At 56.8% G+C, this 18,159-nt stretch carries 13 protein-coding genes; 1 reads left to right on the top strand and 12 read right to left on the bottom strand.

Annotated elements, in window-relative coordinates; all coding sequences use genetic code 11:
• Window positions 1–42: 42 nt before the first annotated feature.
• The 12 genes from ACVOLR_RS14470 to ACVOLR_RS14525 form a co-directional block, all read right to left on the bottom strand.
• On the bottom strand, window positions 43–2,058 hold the full coding sequence (locus ACVOLR_RS14470; protein WP_481537045.1) for an acyltransferase family protein: 2,016 nt from the start codon (window positions 2,056–2,058) through the stop codon (window positions 43–45).
• Between the two features lie 49 nt (window positions 2,059–2,107).
• On the bottom strand, window positions 2,108–4,345 hold the full coding sequence (locus ACVOLR_RS14475; protein WP_481537046.1) for a glycosyltransferase: 2,238 nt from the start codon (window positions 4,343–4,345) through the stop codon (window positions 2,108–2,110).
• Window positions 4,346–7,786 carry a glycosyltransferase family protein gene (locus tag ACVOLR_RS14480; protein WP_481537047.1) on the bottom strand — a complete coding sequence of 1,147 codons (3,441 nt, stop codon included), beginning with the start codon at window positions 7,784–7,786 and terminating at the stop codon, window positions 4,346–4,348.
• 10 nt (window positions 7,787–7,796) lie between these two features.
• Window positions 7,797–9,086 carry a UDP-N-acetyl-D-mannosamine dehydrogenase gene (gene wecC / locus ACVOLR_RS14485; protein ID WP_481537048.1) on the bottom strand — a complete coding sequence of 430 codons (1,290 nt, stop codon included), beginning with the start codon at window positions 9,084–9,086 and terminating at the stop codon, window positions 7,797–7,799.
• A gap of 75 nt (window positions 9,087–9,161) precedes the next feature.
• Complete coding sequence (locus ACVOLR_RS14490) at window positions 9,162–10,541, bottom strand: glycosyltransferase (protein ID WP_481537049.1); 1,380 nt, start codon at window positions 10,539–10,541, stop codon at window positions 9,162–9,164.
• Window positions 10,542–10,547: 6 nt separating this feature from the next.
• The gene (locus ACVOLR_RS14495) at window positions 10,548–11,324 is read right to left on the bottom strand and encodes an ABC transporter ATP-binding protein (protein ID WP_296250133.1); all 777 of its coding nucleotides are present in this window, start codon (window positions 11,322–11,324) and stop codon (window positions 10,548–10,550) included.
• A complete protein-coding gene (locus tag ACVOLR_RS14500; RefSeq protein WP_481537050.1) occupies window positions 11,321–12,040 on the bottom strand; it encodes an ABC transporter permease in 720 nt (239 codons plus the stop codon). The genes ACVOLR_RS14495 and ACVOLR_RS14500 overlap by 4 nt, the downstream gene beginning before the upstream one ends.
• A gap of 68 nt (window positions 12,041–12,108) precedes the next feature.
• Entirely contained in the window at window positions 12,109–13,296 is a 1,188-nt protein-coding gene (locus ACVOLR_RS14505; RefSeq protein ID WP_481537051.1) for a cystathionine gamma-synthase, read from the bottom strand.
• A gap of 87 nt (window positions 13,297–13,383) precedes the next feature.
• Window positions 13,384–14,754, bottom strand: a complete 1,371-nt coding sequence (locus ACVOLR_RS14510) for a pyridoxal-phosphate dependent enzyme (RefSeq protein WP_481537052.1) — start codon at window positions 14,752–14,754, stop codon at window positions 13,384–13,386.
• A gap of 180 nt (window positions 14,755–14,934) precedes the next feature.
• Window positions 14,935–15,153, bottom strand: a complete 219-nt coding sequence (locus ACVOLR_RS14515; protein WP_481508019.1) for an HP1242/YdcH family protein — start codon at window positions 15,151–15,153, stop codon at window positions 14,935–14,937.
• 329 nt (window positions 15,154–15,482) lie between these two features.
• Window positions 15,483–16,364, bottom strand: coding sequence for an OmpA family protein (locus ACVOLR_RS14520; protein WP_481537053.1), 882 nt, complete (start codon window positions 16,362–16,364; stop codon window positions 15,483–15,485).
• Window positions 16,364–16,750, bottom strand: coding sequence for a DUF4398 domain-containing protein (locus tag ACVOLR_RS14525; protein ID WP_481508021.1), 387 nt, complete (start codon window positions 16,748–16,750; stop codon window positions 16,364–16,366). Before ACVOLR_RS14525 ends, ACVOLR_RS14520 begins: the two co-directional genes overlap by 1 nt.
• 97 nt (window positions 16,751–16,847) lie before the next feature.
• Between ACVOLR_RS14525 and ACVOLR_RS14530 the strand changes: the two genes are divergently transcribed.
• Window positions 16,848–17,978: a PilT/PilU family type 4a pilus ATPase gene (locus tag ACVOLR_RS14530; RefSeq protein WP_282266812.1), complete on the top strand. Its 1,131-nt coding sequence runs from the start codon at window positions 16,848–16,850 to the stop codon at window positions 17,976–17,978.
• Window positions 17,979–18,159 lie beyond the last annotated feature (181 nt).

Below are 18,159 nucleotides of genomic sequence, written 5' to 3' on the forward strand. Positions count from 1 at the left end.
CCTTTGATATAAATAGAACGGGAATAAATAGCTACTTCAATTTCAATTTTGCAGCGGATAAATCCATTCTTGACGGCGCTCGGCACTGAGCAACTCTTGCCCCAGCAATCTACCACCCTCAAGGCTTAAATGCCCTTCATCGAAGTAGAGCGGCACGCCTTTATGCCAAGCATGGCATCCCGACTGCGTGCACAACAACCCCTTGATATCCATGAAAGAAGCACCCGATGGATTCTGTTCAGCGATACTTGCCAAGTGTAGCTCCATTTGGCTCAATTCGCTGCTGAGCCCCTCCTCGCCGGCTGCACAGTCAAGCCTCCATGGCAATCGCACGCTACGCTGCAAACACTCGCGATTATATCCTTTGTAGCGAGGCACATCGCTTACAAACACCACCTTCGCTCCAGTCGACCAGATTGACTGGAGCGTCGTATCCAGCGCTTCCCGGAATCCATCAAGCTTTTCGTAGGCCTTCCAGTTGCCAGATATAATCACAACACGATAGCGCTTTGACTCGACTCCCGACTTAACAACCCGCCAGAAACTATTGCAGCTGGGCCGACTGACGTTAGCACTACCCCCAAAATCATCTGCAAAAACGGGAGGGCATGATGAATGCTCTGCGTTCCGGATTGAGATTCCACTAGACTTACCCAGGTCATCATAGAACCCGACATACTGAGCTGCTTTCGAGTCCCCCCACAGCAGCACGTCGGGCTCGAGCTTACTCTTGGCACCAATGACGCATCGGGGATCACTCATTATTCCAGGCTCGCTAACAGACAGCTGGCAAACATAGTCGTACTTGTATGCAGGGGCGACCGCGCTCGCCATTCCAGCAACGCGCGCCTTGTATCCATCCGAGCTCTCAACAAACCTCTTCAGCCCATTGGTGGAAATCAGTGCAAGGGCAATGGCTACAATCGCAGCAAGCGGAACCAGCCAGACAAAAACCACCGTAACCCATTTTGCTGGGCGCCATGACCTGAAAGGCGCCTCCACATATTTGTAACTCAACCACGCAGCCAATAACATAAACACTACAGATACACATCCAGCTACAAGCCCGATCTCTCCATAGAAATACCTGTAGAAAGCCAGAACCGGCCAATGCCAAAGATAGAGCGAGTACGAGATGAGTCCAACAAGTACGACCGGACGGACAGACAAAACTACTCTGGATAACGTTGCACCTCGCTGACCAGCCACAATCACCAGCACAGATCCCAAACAGGGCCAGATGGAATTGACACCAGGAAAATCCGAGGAATCGTTCAGAAAGAACAAGGAGTAGCCGATAAGCCCAATACCGCCGAGCGAGCAAATCTCTGTTACCCAACGACTCAATGAACCATCCGGCGTCCGTCGGCCCTGCATCAGCAACGCGGCCGACGCACCAACCAACAACTCTCCTGCGCGCGCCGGAAGCATGTAGTAAGTAAACTTCGGCGCAGTGGAAAGGAATGTCTCCGCATAGGCAAATGAAGCCGCACTGACAACCAGTGCCAGCGCGATGATCAACGACTTTCTTCGCTTCGCAACAACGGCAAGAGCAATAAGAGCGACCGGCCATATGAAGTAGAACTGTTCCTCGACCCCTAGCGACCACATGTGCAGTAGTGGCTCCTGTTCAGCAGCAGCTGCAAAGTAGCTGGTGTCCAGATAGTTCCAGAAATAGACATTCGGAAGAGATACCGCAGACCAGAAGGCCGAGCGACCTAAACGCACCAGATCGTCCGGCAACAACAGAAGGCAGCCAGCTAGCAAGGTAACAACGGTTACCACCGCAAACGCGGGATAGATGCGTCGGATGCGACGAACATAAAAATCCGCGAGAGAAAAATCCCCTCTAGATATCTCAGACCAGATATTTCCGGTGATCAGAAACCCTGAAATAACAAAAAAAATGTCCACACCAACAAAGCCCCCTGGAACCAGGCTTTTATTAATGTGATACAGAACAACACTAAGAACCGCAACCGCACGCAGTCCATCGATGTCGGGGCGATAGCCGGTCCCAACCGACGACCCCCGTAAATCAGATGAAAGAGATTTCATCCCCCCGCCTCCAATCTCATTGACTTAATTGATCACCTAGCCTGCATCGTCAAGCCGGCAGTACCTCATGCGAAAAGCAGGCAGCTGAAACGGACAAATCCGATACAACCTGGGCATGCATCTTCGTCAATCGCTTCCAGCAATGCTCCTGTGCGCGCTGGATCCGTTGCTCTCTAGCCCCAGGAGCATCCTCCTTCAGCACCGCCTCCATCTTTTCGACCCATTCCCCAGACGTATGAGCGACCAACAGCAGTGGTGCTGGCTCGGTGATTGCCTCCATCGGGGAACTGATCACCGGCAGCCCGGTTGCAAAGTATTCCCAGAGTTTCAGCGGGTTAACTGCGTGCATCGCTTCATTCACAACGAAAGGAATCAGCAAAACATCATACTGGTTGATTGCCGCCGCCCCCCGCACTCGATTCACACGTCCGGTGAACACTACGTTGGACATATCTCTCATGCGCTGATATTGGGCATGCGCAGCACTCCCAGCCGCAAGCTCGACCTGGCCGTGGAACACGAAATCGACGTGTGGCATGGCCTCACATACCTCCACCATAAGTGGCCAATCGAAGAACGTCGCCAGATTTCCCAAGTAGCCTGCCACCGGCCGACCAATACGTGGCCTTCTCGGCAACCGATACCTCTCAAAAACTTCGGTGACTACACCATTCCCGACCAGACCCAGCGAGCGGGCGCCGGCTGATTTTCTATCAAGCAAAGGTTGCGAAGTGAAGAAGACGTGCTCCGCTCGCTCTACAGCCGACCTCTCCGCTTTAGCCACACCAGGATAGGTGTCGCCCGTGCCGAAGTTGATTGTATAGTCATCGTAAACTTCGTAGATATAGCGAGCACCCACCGGCAATCTTTCAGCTTGATCTGGTTTGTAGACCCAATGCAACACCTCAGCATCAGCGCCGTAGTGTTTGGCGATCAGTCCACCCAGAACGTCCAATTGATTCGGAAGTCCCTGGAAAGAAGCAAAGCCGCTGCCCGCAGGAATTCCCCCGGTAAACAGTCGCGTCTTGAAAATGTTCTCACCCACCTTCAGCAGTTGCCCCTTTCCGATCTTCGCCAACTCTTCCAAAGGAGCCCAGCCAAGACGGCCGATTGTCTCGTAATGATTCCCCGGCTCGATAACAATGAGGTCATGCGTCTCCTTCAAATGGAGTGCAAGCGCCTCAAGCATCTCCCGCCGGTGGAAGGTCATCCATTCATCAACAGCCCAGACAATGAGAACTGATCGGCTGGAGGAACGAGCGGCAAGGACAGCGGATGGTGCGGAATACAGCAGATTTTTCCACGTGTTCACCACACCCGCTTTGTCGAAGCGATGACGAATCGCCTCCTGCATCTGCAGGCGCAACCGTGCGGAACTGGAGCTCTTGTTGAGGAACTCTATCCGTTCGGCAGCTTCAATCGCACTAGTTACCGTATGCAACTCAGGATATATGTCCGATGCACCTTCCCAGTTCCACACGATAGGCGCCGCTCCGGAAGCAGCTCCTTCTGCTACCGCCATGTGGAAGCTTTCGAAGTCCGAGGGCGACAGCAGAAAACCAATCATCTTCAACCAGGGCGCCACGTCGCTTCCCTGTGGATCAAAAACTACTTTGTGTCGCAGCTCACCGGAATTGATACGCGAATAAACAGAACAATAGTACTCGCGCTCAGCCCCCCTGGCCCAAAGCCAATCAATGCCAGCAGGACTATTACCTTTGACCCGAAGCATGTAGCGCTGGTCCTTCTTGAGCAAAAGCTCCAATGTATCGACTGCAAGGTCCAGTCTTTTCCGCTTGGGCGCGGTGCCGATTATTCCTAGATTGAAATCCGCCCCGCCAAACTTTGGCAGCGCGTACTTTTCAACATCTATATAGTTACCTACCACGCGACACACATCACGAGGTATATCAAACTTCTCAACGCATTCGTCGAGAATATGCTGCCCAACAAAAACCAGCGCATCGACCGCAGAATAGTCTATACGCTCGGGGTAGGTAGATCCGCGCTCCTGAAGGTGGAGCCGGACGATGAGACGTTGCTCCTTGCGCTTGCGGGCAGAGCAAAAAACAGCGTTCTCCATCGCCCACTCGGCGACCATGACATCAGCCCAATCAATCAATGCTTGGCTCTTTATCGCATCATGTTGATCGTGCCCCGCCCAAATATCATCCCGGAACTCAAACAATCCGGTCTGCTCCAACTCCTTTTGCAGCGGATACCAGAATTTCAGGTCATGCCCAAAAACACCAACGCGAATCTTCCTAGCTGACATAGCGGTTTTCACTCAGATTTCTATTTTGCGAACTTCATCGTGGATACGACCCAGGTCCATGAACCGGGCACGAGAATAATTGGCCTGATCGGCAGCAAAGACCGATCTATCATTGGATGCGAATGATTCCTTGCCATCCAGCAAGCGGGCCAAGCCATCCGCAGCGACACGATCACCCGCGATGACCAGGGATAAGGGCTCTAGCGTTGCGCCGTACGAGTACTGCAAACGTACATCAAGCGACTTTCCTACCATCTGGGCTCCGCTGTATCGAAGCGCATTAATCAGATCCTGCAGATAGAAACGACCGTAGACAGCCTGCGCCGACATCAACGCGATCACACATTGCGACGCTTCCACCCACATTTTGGAAACCACTTCGCCAACCGTGAGGTCACTTTTGACAAGCTGAATTCGCTCCATTGACGCTTCGATTTTGTGTTTGTCTATAAAATTCCCGCGGCAAACCACGACCAATCGCTTGCTGCTCCCGACATGCAGCTGCTGTCGCTGGAACGCGTCAATCACCACAGCAACCTCGAGCTCCGACCTGGCCTCGGCGACCACCAGAACATCGGCGTAGCTCTCTACCTGAGGCTGCGGCACCCCTAGTGACTCACATATCTGGTTGAACCGATGCCGATAGGTATGCTTGGCAAAGACCTCGCGAATACCTTGCAGGCTCCTTCTAGTCCATTCACGGTCGTCGCTCATCAAAACAGCCAAGGCTTCCTTTGCCTCATCGGTGCTACGAACGTGCCAGATCAAGTCATTGCCGAATGTCGCCTCGGTCCCTTCCGACCATGTACTCACTACAGGTGTGCCGCACGCAAGCAACTCAAAAACACGCCTGGAAAACATGGTAGGCGAGTCAACGACCGAGTTGACGTTCAGGAAAACTCGGTATCGACGATAGGCATTATTGACTTCTGAATATGGCAGACTACCCCGAATATTTGCGCTGAAACGCTCCGGGAATGAAAAGTCGGACGGTGCAGAGTTGGGCTTGTAGTTACGATCAAATATATCAAAATCATAATCACGAGCTGCATCCAACAACATCAACTGATCATCACGCCTCTCCTGGAAGCGATTGGCATAGAAACTACCGGCGAAACACACTTTACTATTTCGCTCAGAGCTCCCAATAGGATTGTGCAACGCATCCTCAGCAGCAAACTGAAGAACACCAAGTCTTGCGGTAGTTCGCTCACTGTAATTCGGCAACGCTTCTTCTGCGGTCGTGAATACATGATCAAAGCTGGCAGCCTTGGCGATGAAGTCCTTGAAATGAACCGGATCCTCCTTGTTCCAGAACACCGTGGGAATGCCACGCTTCTTGAACTCGGCCACCATTTCAGAAACTTCGTTCCCTGGTGGATTTGCATAATTCGCGACGCGATACTGCCACGTTCCGTAGTTTCCTTTCCAGGAAGATTCTACGAAAAGAAACTGCGGACGGTAACGCTCCAACAATGCCTCCCAGTTATCCGGGCGAGGTTCAACCAGATTCGCATGCGGTGCGAAGCAAGCCCGTGAAAATTCATCCATCACACTCATCACGGTGACTTTGCCGGGTTCGATCTGCTGAACCCAACCCATAGCTGAAAGCTCTTTGCTCGCTGCATCACCACCTGCCACCCTTGCGGCCTTCTTTTTCTCTGCCACAGGGCTTGTAATCTGCGCCGAATCTTTCAAAACCGGAGGCGAAGGCAGCTCCACTGGAGTACGTTTGGGCAGCTTCAGAGCGGGGATGGAAGTATCTCGATTTCTATACGTGTGCCATGTATGCAGCATTTTTCCCGGGAAAGCGGCAACACCCCGTAGGGTGCGCAATCCCATTACCGCCCTGCCAACTGCGAGAGCCAACGAGTTATGGAATCGATAGTTCTCCTCATGCAACTCGCGCATGCGTTCCTGCAGGAGACGACCATAGGCCCGCTCTGCTTCAAGATGCAGGTAATGCCCAGTGCGCTTGAACTGGGCAACCGATAGTTCTGCCCGCACGCCACCAAGCTGCTTCTCAACCCCGATCTTTTCTTTTGCCAGGCGCTGAACCAACTCGTCGCTTCGCTGCTTTTCCTGCCCGGACACCAGCCTAAGTCGCTCCAGCTCCTTGGCCCCGACAGACACTCTCGCGGTTGCGGCGTCCAAGCTGGACTTGGTATCACGGAGTTCCGAAAAGACCCGTGCTAGCTCCTGTTGCGAGCCCTCAACTTCAGTCTCAGCGCCCACAAGGCGCGCAGTTGTCTCGTCGAGCTCTTTCCGCAACTCCCCAAGCATCGTTTCGTCATATTCATGCTTGGCAAGGGCGTTGGCCAACTGCGTCTCAGCAGCTTCAAGAAGCGCTAGCACAGTAATGTGCTCAGCTTGGAATTTATCCAACTCAACCTTGGTGCAACCAAGTTCTTCGATGGTGGTGTCGTGCCGGAGCTGAAAACTCTGCAGCTCGTTCCTGACGTTGCTCAAACCATTTACTGCGTCCCCGTGCTCGTTCCGCGCACGCCCGAACTCCGCGTTGACAGCATCAAGTTCCGACACAACGGTGGCGTGAGCAGCGCGGGCCATCATGAGATCCGAACCAATCCCTTCAAGTCGTGCCTTGGCATCACTCAAGTCCGCCTGAGCGCTGACGAACATCTTCTGTTCATCAACTAGTTTCAGCTCCAAGCGGTTTCTTTCTCGGACTTCAGTTTCTAGCGAACCCTGCGCCACTTTGATTGCGCTCTCAAGAGCAACCTTTTGTTTACGGAGTTCCTGTAACTGATCTGAAACATCGTAATACTTCTGATGGACATCCAGTGCTCCAACCCTTGTTGCTTCGAGCACCAGATCCCAATTCGGATCCAGAACCGTGCCCGCAGACTTGTCCGCGATCAGTCGAATGTAACCATCCGTCGCAGCGAGCTCGCGCACGACAAAATCTTCTGGCAGAAACTGAGCAAGATCACCAGGAAAAATAGTCGACTTATGATCTGGCCAAGGATTCAAACCAAAGGGCACCGTAACGATCAATCTGCCACCCGGGGCTAGAAATTCCGCGGCGCGCTTCAAGAGGCGAACCGGACTGGTCTGGTGTTCAACCACCTCTCCCATGATCACGGTGTCGAAGGTAGCCAGTGGAAACGACGAAAGGTCCACACAATGAAACTTCAGTCTCTCCTGAACAGACTCAATCTCCTTTGCGCGCTCGCGCAAAGCATAGTCAATCGTTGGCTGATCGATATCGATGCCAGTTACGTACAGCCCCTCCCTAGCCAACAGGATGGAAGCAATACCTTGGCTGCAGCCCACATCCAGCACGGATGTACCGGTAGCCTGCGAACACATCCAGTTCATGCGGGCGCGGGTGCGCGCCCCGAATCCAGAACCCATGCCGTCGTAATAGGCTTCATTGATGTGATCAGCCCAAACAGTTCTCACATCAGGATTCGTGTCGTGCTCGTTGTGCATGATCGCCCCCTCAGCTCCACAAACCGCAGGCATCAATAACAGAGGCGTTTGCCGGACTTGGAATTCCTCGGAAAGCGGTGTGTGCGACCAATGCAACCACTACGTCCGCATTCATGAGACTTTCCTCGAACAGAGCCACATTCAAGCTTCCAACATCTTCGCCTGACGTAGCGAGCGCATCTGAGAAAGGATCCATACAGACGACAGCCCCTGGATAGGCGGCAGTCAAGGATTGCGCAATCTGCAACGCTGGACTTTCCCGAAAATCATCGACGTCCGGTTTGTATGAAAGTCCCAAACAAACGATTCGTGGTGTTTTCCCCGGCGATTTTGCAACAGCCTCAGCCACCAGATCGAGTACATACCCGGGCTTGCTGTCATTGACCTCGCGGGCAGTCCGGATGATCTTTGCACGTCCAGGATCACTGGACACGATGAACCACGGATCCACCGCAATACAATGCCCGCCGACACCCGGCCCCGGCTTCAAGATATTCACTCGCGGATGGCGATTGGCCAACTCAATCAACTTCCAGACGTCGATGTCCAGGTTGCCGCAGATCATCGACAACTCGTTCGCGAACGCGATGTTGACGTCACGATAGGAGTTTTCAGCCAACTTGCACAGCTCCGCTGTACGGTCGTTGCTCGACACACACTGTCCTTTTACAAACGTGCGGTACAGCGCTGCAGCCTTTTCTGTACAACGGTCCGACATGCCGCCGATGATGCGATCGTTCTCAATCAGCTCTCGCAACATCTGACCAGGAATGATGCGCTCAGGGCAGTAGGCAAGATGCACATCCGGATTCAATTCGCCATCAAGCGGGAAGCGTAGATCGGGACGAAGTTCAGCAAGCAAACGCGCAAGTTGCTGGGTGGTTCCTACTGGAGAAGTCGACTCCAGAACAACCAGATTACCTTTTCGCAACACCGGTGCGATGGAGCGACCGGCAGAGATCACGTAGCCGACATCAGGCTGATGTGTTTGATGGTCGACCGGGGTAGGAACGGCAATGATGAAATCATCAGCAGCGACGGGGCTGATAACGGCTCGAAGCCTCCCACTGGCGACGCCTTGCGCAACCATCTCAGGCAGACCCTGCTCTTCGATATGCGCCTGTCCTTGGTTAATTGCAGTCACCGCCCGTTCGGAGATATCCACGCCGACAACGGTCCGCCCATGGGCTGCGAAAGTGGCGGCAGTGGGCAATCCGATGTAGCCCAATCCAATGACTGAAATGGTCCGATCGTTCACGCTGCAATCCACCTCTGCGATAACATCAATTCTGCCGTTCATAAAACTCCTTCTTTATCTAGATGGCGCACATAAACTTTTTTGCGTGCGCCCTGAAATCAACGGGCGGCGTCACCTCTAGCCGTGCTGGCGTTGCAGCGCGGCTTCCACATCGGAAAGCCAACGCGATGCCAGACTCGGCCAGGAGTATCGCTCCACCTCTTCGCGCCGTGGGGCACGCAAAGCCAACTGTCCCTGTTTTTTAATCTGAATAGCCTCAGCCAAGGCCAACTCTATATTCTCCGATGTCGAAGCAATATCCCATCCCGCGCAAGTCGTCGTCACCAACACGCCAGTGGCGTCTTGACTCTCGCCGCGCAGGTGCATGATCGGCTTGCCTGCACCAAGGTATTCATAGATCTTGCCCGGCACCTGTACAGGATCGGCATTGGCAAGATTGACAAGAATGTCGCATCGGCGCTGCGCAGCAAGGGCAACAGTGTGCGGAAGAAAACCAAGCAGCCTTATCCGACCTTCGGATCGCTGCATGTATTCCTCCAGATAGTCGGGAGCACGAATCGTAGCTATCGACAAACGTACACCGGGAAGCGCCAAGACCGCATCCAGTAGTTTTTGCGCGCCACGAAAGCTGTAGAAGCTACCTGTATAGAGAAGCTCAAGCATCTCCGAATCAAACAGGCCGTCACCGGAAGCATCGCTGGTTCGAAAATCGGGATTGAAGCCCTGTTGCACAACAACCAATTTACTATCCGGCAAGGAATGGCGTTGCTGCAAAACCGACACCGCCGCGTCCGTCGTCACGCTTACCATCATGGAAGCACGGCAGACTTCGGCCTCCAAAGAAAACGCCCGCTTCCGCCATTTTTTTGGAGTATATGGCGCCAATACCGGGTCACCCAAATCAACTACCAGCGGAAAACCTTTCTTTGCCGCAGCCAATCCCACCGGCAATGTGCATGCCGGCTCGTGCGAAACCACAACGACATCCGGCCGTCGCGCAGCGATGGATGCGTGCACCGCAGCTATCGCGTGCCGCTCCCACTCGACCCGATAGTCCGGAAAAAACCGATCGGATACTACGCCTTTGATCTTCTCAGCGAGATGCCCCTTCCAGTTGAGTCCGCCACGAACACGAAACGCGTCCTCCAACGACTTTCTTAGCCGTCCTTTCCAGTTCAGGACCTCCACAACGGGCAGTCCCCCAGCCAGAGTGCTACTGACAGTGACATCGCTACTGTCACTGACCGAAGCCGGGGTGTCGCCGCTCTTCCGCCCGCGCCCCAACAGGAGCTGGGTCAGGCGCCCAGGAAATACGCGCCGGATAACCATCTCATCAGGCAATTCCGGCAACCCGCCGGGACCATAGCCCGGCACGTCTGGCGCTATCACTTCCACACTATGACCAGACCTCACCAGCTCCCGGCTCAGGTAAGCCCAACGCAGCGCCTGCGGCGAAGGAATGGGCGGAAAATCATAAGCAACAAGCAAGAAGTGCATTTGCAATCAACCCTGCTGCAAGCTGGTTTGGGGGGAAGCCAGAACGTCCCTGAATTTGACCAGTACCTCGGCTACAGGCCCGGCTGCGATAACGGACCCGGCTTCCAACAGGATCGCCTTGTTGCAGACGCTCTCCAGCAAGCTGAAGTTGTGACTGGCCAACACAACGATCTGCGCACTATCCACCCGCGACTGCATCCTCTCCTGTGCTTTCTTTACAAAGCCGGCATCACCCGTCCCGATCCACTCATCCATGATGAGTATCTCGTGCTGTACAGCAGTAGCGAGCGCAAAACCAAGCCGCATACGCTGACCAGATGACAATGTCCGCAAGCGGTCACCAGCCTTGCCTTTAAGCTCGGCAAAATCCAGCACTTCATCAACAATGGCATGAGCCTGCTTTGCCTTGAGGCCCATTGCGATACCTCGCAACAGAATGTTTTCAACCAGAGTTGCCTCCTGGTTAAAACCAAGCCCCAGATTCAACAATGCCTGGCGTGCGCCGGACACCTCCAGCGTACCGCGGGTTGGCGGATACGCACCCACCAGTACCTTGAGCAAGGTTGACTTGCCTGCACCGTTGCGCCCAAGCACCGCCAATCGATCACCCGGTTCAAGATCAAAATCAATGCCATCAAGCGTGGTGCGCATCATCCGTTTCGGCGGCTGGAACGCTGCTTGCAGCAGAACACCAACGCTGGCTTTGATGGTGCGCTGCTCCTGGGTGTAGGTAGGCAAGTCCAGGCCAATGTTCTTCGCCCGCAGATAGATTTCCTGTGTCATACCCATACCGGTACGTAGCGCGCATAACGCCGATAAATAAAAGTAGCCGCCAACCAACCACCGACCAGCATCACAGCGAGGTAGATGTATGTGAGCTTCTCGATAGGCTCACCCAACATTGGCGCACGTACGCTTTCGATCATGTGGTACAGCGGATTGGCGCGCGCAATCATGCCGCGCACGGTATCCATCGGCGCTTGATCCGCATACCAGATGATCGGTGTGAAAAGGAAACTGAACATCAGGATACTGCCGATCAACTCATGCACATCCTGCAAGCGCGCACCGAGCACCGCGACAATTGCACCCATCCAGCCAATATTGAGTATCACCAGAATGAAAGCCGGCAGTGAAGCCAGAAGCCCCGCCGGGTAGAAATTCGGACTGATGACCAAGGCAACCGCGACTGCGGGCAGGGCCATTACGAAATAGAACATTGCCTTTGCCACTACACGCAGGACGTAGTCGGTCAATCGCACCCGGCCATCCAAAATGAAACTGGCATGTCCTTGGAATGCCGTAGTGCACTCACTCAAACTGATGGTGATCAGGCGGAACAAAACGTAACCAATGCCCAGATGCGGGATGAACCCCGCTGCCGCATGCCCTTGCAGGTAGCCAAAAAATCCACCAACACCAAACATATAAATCAACGCCGGGCACAACGCCCAGAACAGCCCCAACCGCGAGCGCCGATACTTGGTGGCAAGCTCCAACCAGGTCGAATATATCCAGAACCCGGGGTTACGGAAGCTGTCGATGTAATCACCGATAAGCGAACGACTCATCCTGCCAGTGCCTGCTCGAGATCAGCACGCAGATCAACCACGTCTTCCACACCCACACTCAACCGTACCAGCGCATCACTGATGCCCAGCTGCTCGCGGCGAGCCACCGGAATCGAGGCATGGGTCATCACCGCCGGGTGGTTGACCAGGCTTTCCACGCCACCCAGTGACTCGGCCAGGGTGAACAGCTCGGTGCGCTCGCAGAAACGCTTGGCCGCTTCAAAGCCGCCTTTGAGCACGATCGAAACGATGCCGCCGTAGCCGGCCATCTGCTTGCCCGCCAGTTCGTGCTGGGGGTGCGATGCCAGGCCCGGGTAAATCACCTTTTCCACTGCCGGATGGGTTTCCAGCCAAGTGGCCAGCTCCATCGCGTTGGCGCAATGCGCCTTCATGCGCAGCGGCAGGGTCTTCAGGCCGCGCAGGGCCAGGAAACTGTCGAACGGACCCTGCACGCCACCGATGGAGTTCTGCAGGAAGGCCATCTGCTCGGCGAGCTCGGCGTTGTCGCCGACCACCACCATGCCGCCGACCATGTCGGAGTGCCCATTGAGGTACTTGGTGGCCGAATGCAGCACCAGATCCGCCCCCAGTTCCAGCGGGCGCTGCAGCATCGGTGACGCGAAGGTGTTGTCCACCACCACGATCAGGCCGTGACGCTTGGCGATGGCGGCTACCGCGGCGATATCCACGATCTTCAACATCGGGTTGGTCGGGGTCTCGATCCACAGCATCTTGGTCTTCGGCGTGATCGCGGCTTCGAACGCAGCCAGATCAGTCAGGTCGACGAAGCTGAAGTCCAGTGCGGCGGTGCGGCGACGCACTCGCTCGAACAGGCGGAAGCTGCCACCGTAGATGTCGTCCATCGCCACCACGTGGCTGCCGGCATCCAGCAGTTCGATCACGGTAGAGCTGGCCGCCATGCCCGAGGCGAAGGCAAAACCACGCGTACCGCCTTCCAGAGAGGCCACACAACGCTCGTAAGCAAAGCGGGTCGGGTTATGCGTACGCGAGTACTCGAAGCCCTGATGCTCGCCCGGGCTGGACTGGGCGTAGGTCGAGGTAGCGTAGATCGGCGGCATTACTGCGCCGGTGCTGGGGTCAGGCGACTGCCCGCCGTGGATGGCCAAAGTGGCAAGCGACAGGCTGCGCTCGCCGTCCTGGCTGCGTGAATGCTGATCCGTCATGACTACTACTTCCAGCTAAAGAGGCGGAATTCTACCAGCCTCGTCTGATTTTTCAGGCTGGGCACCCGCGAGGGGTGCCCGCGAGACTCACTGAACCCTGCGACGCAGGTAGTTGAGCAGATCGATACGGGTGATCAAACCGAGAAACGCATCACCATCGGTGATGATCGCCACCTGGCCGCGGTCAAACACCGGCAACAGGGCTTCGATCGGCGATTTGACGTCCAGACGGTCGAGCTTGCTGACCATGGCCACCGAGACCGGGTCACGGAAACGGGCTTCATCGCCATAAACGTGCAGCAGCACGTCGCTCTCGTCGATGATGCCGACCAGCTGGCTGCCATCCATCACCGGCAGCTGCGACACGTCGTACAGCTTCATGCGCTGGTAAGCGGTGGTCAGCAGGTCCTTCGGGCCCACCACCACGGTGTCGCGCTGGCTGTACGGACGCAGGATCAGGTCGCGCAGGTCGCCGAACTGCGGGCGCTCGAGGAAACCGTTGTCCAGCATCCAGTAGTCGTTGTACATCTTGGACAGGTACTTGTTGCCGGTATCCGGCACCAGCACCAGCACCTTCTTCGGTGTGGTCTGCTCGTGGCAGTACTTCAGCGCCGCAGCCAGCAGGGTGCCGGTGGACGAGCCACCGAGGATGCCCTCCTTGCCCAGCAGCTCACGTGCAGTGTGGAAGCTCTCGGCGTCGCTGATGGCGTAAGCCTTCTTGACCCGGCTGAAATCGGCGATATCCGGTAGGAAGTCCTCACCGATGCCCTCCACCAGCCAGCTACCGGACTTTTCGTTCAGCGTGCCATCGTTGATGTATTCAGCCAGGATCGAGCCGACCGGATCGGCCAGCACCAGCTCGGTCTTGGGCGAAAGTTTGGCAAAGGCACGCGACAGGCCGGTCATGGTGCCGGAGCTGCCGCAGCCGAACACGATGGCATCCAGATCGCCGCCCATCTGCTCGATGATCTCCGGGCCGGTGCCGAATTCATGTGCGGCCGGGTTGTCGGGATTGCCGAACTGGTTGATGAAGTAGGCGCCCGGGGTGCGGTCGGCAACAGTCTTGGCCAGGTCCTGGTAGTACTCCGGGTGGCCCTTGGCCACGTCCGAACGGGTCAGCACTACCTCGGCGCCCATGGCCTTGAGGTTGAAGATCTTCTCTCGGCTCATCTTGTCCGGCACCACCAGAATGAGCTTATAACCCTTCTGCTGTGCCACCAGTGCCAGGCCCAGGCCGGTATTGCCGGCGGTGCCTTCCACCAGCGTCGCGCCTGGCTTGAGATCGCCACGCTTTTCAGCTGCCTCGATCATCGACAGGCCGATACGGTCCTTGATCGACCCACCCGGGTTGGCACTCTCCATCTTGAGGTACAGCTCGCACACGCCTACATCCAGGCGCTGGGCCTTGATGATGGGCGTATTGCCGATGAGTTCGAGGATGGAGGAATGGATAGGCATCGGTTTAGTTCAGATCGCGCCGCATAGCGGCCGGACCAATGATTATCCGATGGTTGTACGCGAAAGTCAGTTACTCACGCTTTCGGGCACAGGAATTCCACTGCCAAGTGACGCGGACAATGACGGCCGACGAGGAGGCCGCCACCGTCCGCGACATAAACGGTCAAGCGTGGGGAAGGTTCAGTTGATGCTGTTTTCGTAAATCCGCAGGAGCTTCTGCTTGGCCAGCAGCTTTTCCCGTTTCATCTGTCCCAAGGTGACCCCGTCAATCGGGAGTACACCCAGCTCCGCGTCCATGCATTTCTTGTTCAGCTTCTTATGCTGTTGGTAGAGCTGCTTGAACTCCGGGTTGGCCTTGGCCAATGCGTCGATTTCACTCTGCGGCTGCCCTTCGAACATGACTACCTCCTTCATACAGAAACAAGAACGCCCCGGCCTGACGGCACGGGGCGTTGCTGGATTGGAAAGCCGGGCCCGCCCACCGCGGCACCACCAACCGTCCTCCGGCCAACTTGCCAGGAGCTTTCGGTTACTGGTTCGCGCCACGCTTGCACCGGCTCGGCCCTCCGTTGTCCGGACGACGAAAGTGCCGCCCGGACAATTGACCCTACGCCTGCAAAAAGGTTCCGGCAAGGCCTCTACGGAATCGTTTACTGAATATTCAAACCACGCCGCATTCAGCCCCGCACGAATGACAAAAACCTAACAACTTCAGCCATTTAAGTTTGTCACGGCGCGATAATGACTTCCGCTGAACGGGCCCGGGTGGAGGCCGCTTTCTTGCCCGTCACCTGGATCCGGCTGGCCGCAACGCCACCAGCTACCAGCGCGTCCTTGAGCGCCTGCGCACGCCGCTGACCAACGCCGTTGGCGCTGTCATAGGCCTCGATGATGACCCGGCCCTTCTTGCCGATATTCAGGTATTCGGCCAATGCCTTGGCCTGGTTGCCGGCCGCGCCGGAAAGCGCCGCTTGGCCAGCCGCAAAGGCATCGCCACTGAAGGTGTAGACCTCACCGCGACCGTCAAATTTGGACGCCGGCAACTTCTGCCCGGAGACCAGCTCGGCCTCTTCGCGAGCCAGCTTGGCCGCGTTCTGCTGGGCCGCACTCAAACGCTGCTGCTGACGGCCGGCAACGCTGGTCAGCGCGGTTTCGGCGTCCTGGCGGGCCAGCGTCTCGGCCTCGGCGGCCAAGCGCAGACGCTCGGCCTCTTCGGCCTGGATCTGGGTCTGTACCCGCAACTGCTCCGCTTCCTGACGGGCACGGGCCGCATCGCGGCGGCTGGCCTCGATCAGCAATTCGCTGCGGGTGCGCTCCAACTCACCCACCTCACGCCGCGCCAGCGCCGCGCGGCTGGCCGCCTCGGCAATCGCGACGCGACGCTCAGCCAGATAACGGGCATCGTCCAATTCCTTGCGCTTGGCCTTGGCCAGCGCGGCGATGGCTTGCTGCGCCTGCAGCTTCTCGAACGAAGCCACATCGGCCGTGGCCATATCGGCCTGCAGCACCATCAGCCGGTGACTCAGCGCGCCAACCGCCGGATCTTCCGCCGCCAACGCCAACAAGGGCACGGCCAACAGGCCGACAACCACCAGATTCCTGATCCGCATCAGCGCCCCTCCCCTGTCGCCAACTGGCGTTGCAGCTGTGCAACCTCGGCCTTGCGCTGGGCCAGCTGGGCCTGCGCGACTGCTTCCTCACTCTGCGCGCGCGCCAGATCAGCATCGGCGGCAGCGCGCAGCGCCAGGATTGGCGCCTGCTTGCGCAGCCGGCGATCACTCGCAGCCTGTTGGGCCTGGCCCAGCTGCTGGCGGGCCATCGCCATGGTGTCCGGCGCGTACTGATCGGCGTCGGCGCGGTCGGCTTTCTCGACGGCCTGTTGTGCGGCAAGCAATTCCATTGCGCCCGGATCCTGCGCCAACGCGCTGCCGCATAGCACGAATGTGCAGGCGGTAGCACACAGGAATCGTCTTAATTGTGCGAAGCTAGATTTCATTGGGGAGCCGTGGCTTGGGTGACTGAGCGCGGCCATTGTGGTCAAGCCAGAGGCGTGCTTGCAACGGCACGCCGCCGTTTGTTGGGGAAAATTTCGCATGGATATCGGCTATTTCTTGAAGCTGATGACCGAAAAGAACGCTTCGGACATGTTTTTGACGACCGGAGCGCCGGTTTACATCAAGATTGAAGGCAAGCTGTACCCGCTGGGCAATACCGGCCTGCCGCCGGGGATGGTCAAGAAAATCGCCTATTCGCTGATGGACGAAGGCCAGGTGCCGCAGTTCGAGCGCGACCTGGAACTGAACATGGCCATCGCTTTGGCTGATGCCGGGCGCTTCCGCGTCAACGTGTTCAAGCAGCGCGGCGAAGTTGGCATGGTCATCCGTGCGATCAAGAGCCGCATCCCCAGCATCGAGGAGCTCAACCTTCCGCAGGTGCTGAAGGACGTGATCATGACCCCGCGCGGGCTGGTGCTGGTGGTCGGTTCGACCGGCTCGGGCAAGTCGACCTCGCTGGCCTCGATGATCGACCACCGCAACAGCACCTCGACCGGGCACATCCTCACCATCGAGGACCCGATCGAGTTCCTGCACAAGCACAAGCAGTCCATCGTCAACCAGCGCGAAGTCGGCCTGGATACCCACGCCTTCCACAACGCGCTGAAGAACGCGATGCGTGAGGCGCCAGACGTCATCCTGATCGGCGAAATCCTGGACGCCGAAACCATGGAAGCGGCCATCGCCTTCGCCGAAACCGGGCACCTGTGCCTGGCCACGCTGCACTCCAACAACGCCGACCAGACCATCGAACGCATCCTCAACTTCTTCCCGGAAAGCGCGCACAAGAACGTCTTGATGAACTTGTCGCTGAACCTGCGTGCAGTGGTTTCGCAGCGTCTGGTCAAGGGCAAGGACGGCCGTCGTCGGCCGGCAACCGAAGTACTCATCAACACGCCCATGATCCGCGACCTGCTGCGCCGTGGCGAGGTGCACACCATCAAGCAGGCAATGGAAGACTCGCTGGAAGAAGGCATGCAGAGTTTCGACCAGTGCCTGTTCCGAATGGTGAAGGACGGCATCATCGAGCAGGAGGAAGCGCTGCGCGCCGCCGACTCGCGCGATGGCTTGGCACTGAAGTTCCGCCTCTCCGAAGGTGGCAGCGGCGAACATGATCCTTATGCGGATTTTGCGGTATCGGCACCTGCGGCGATCACGCACGGGTTCTGAGCTGGCGTTTCGTGCAACAAGAAGCCCCGCATTGCGGGGCTTCTTGTTTGTGCTGCTGCAGCCATGAGCCAACCCCGACTGCAGTGGCTTTTGTGGGAGCGGCGTCAGCCGCGAAGCTACTGATGGATCCGGGCTCTAGCTTCGTCGGGCATTGGGTGATCTGCCGTTTCGGATGGAACAC

This window comes from Stenotrophomonas sp. STEN030, from assembly GCF_056759995.1.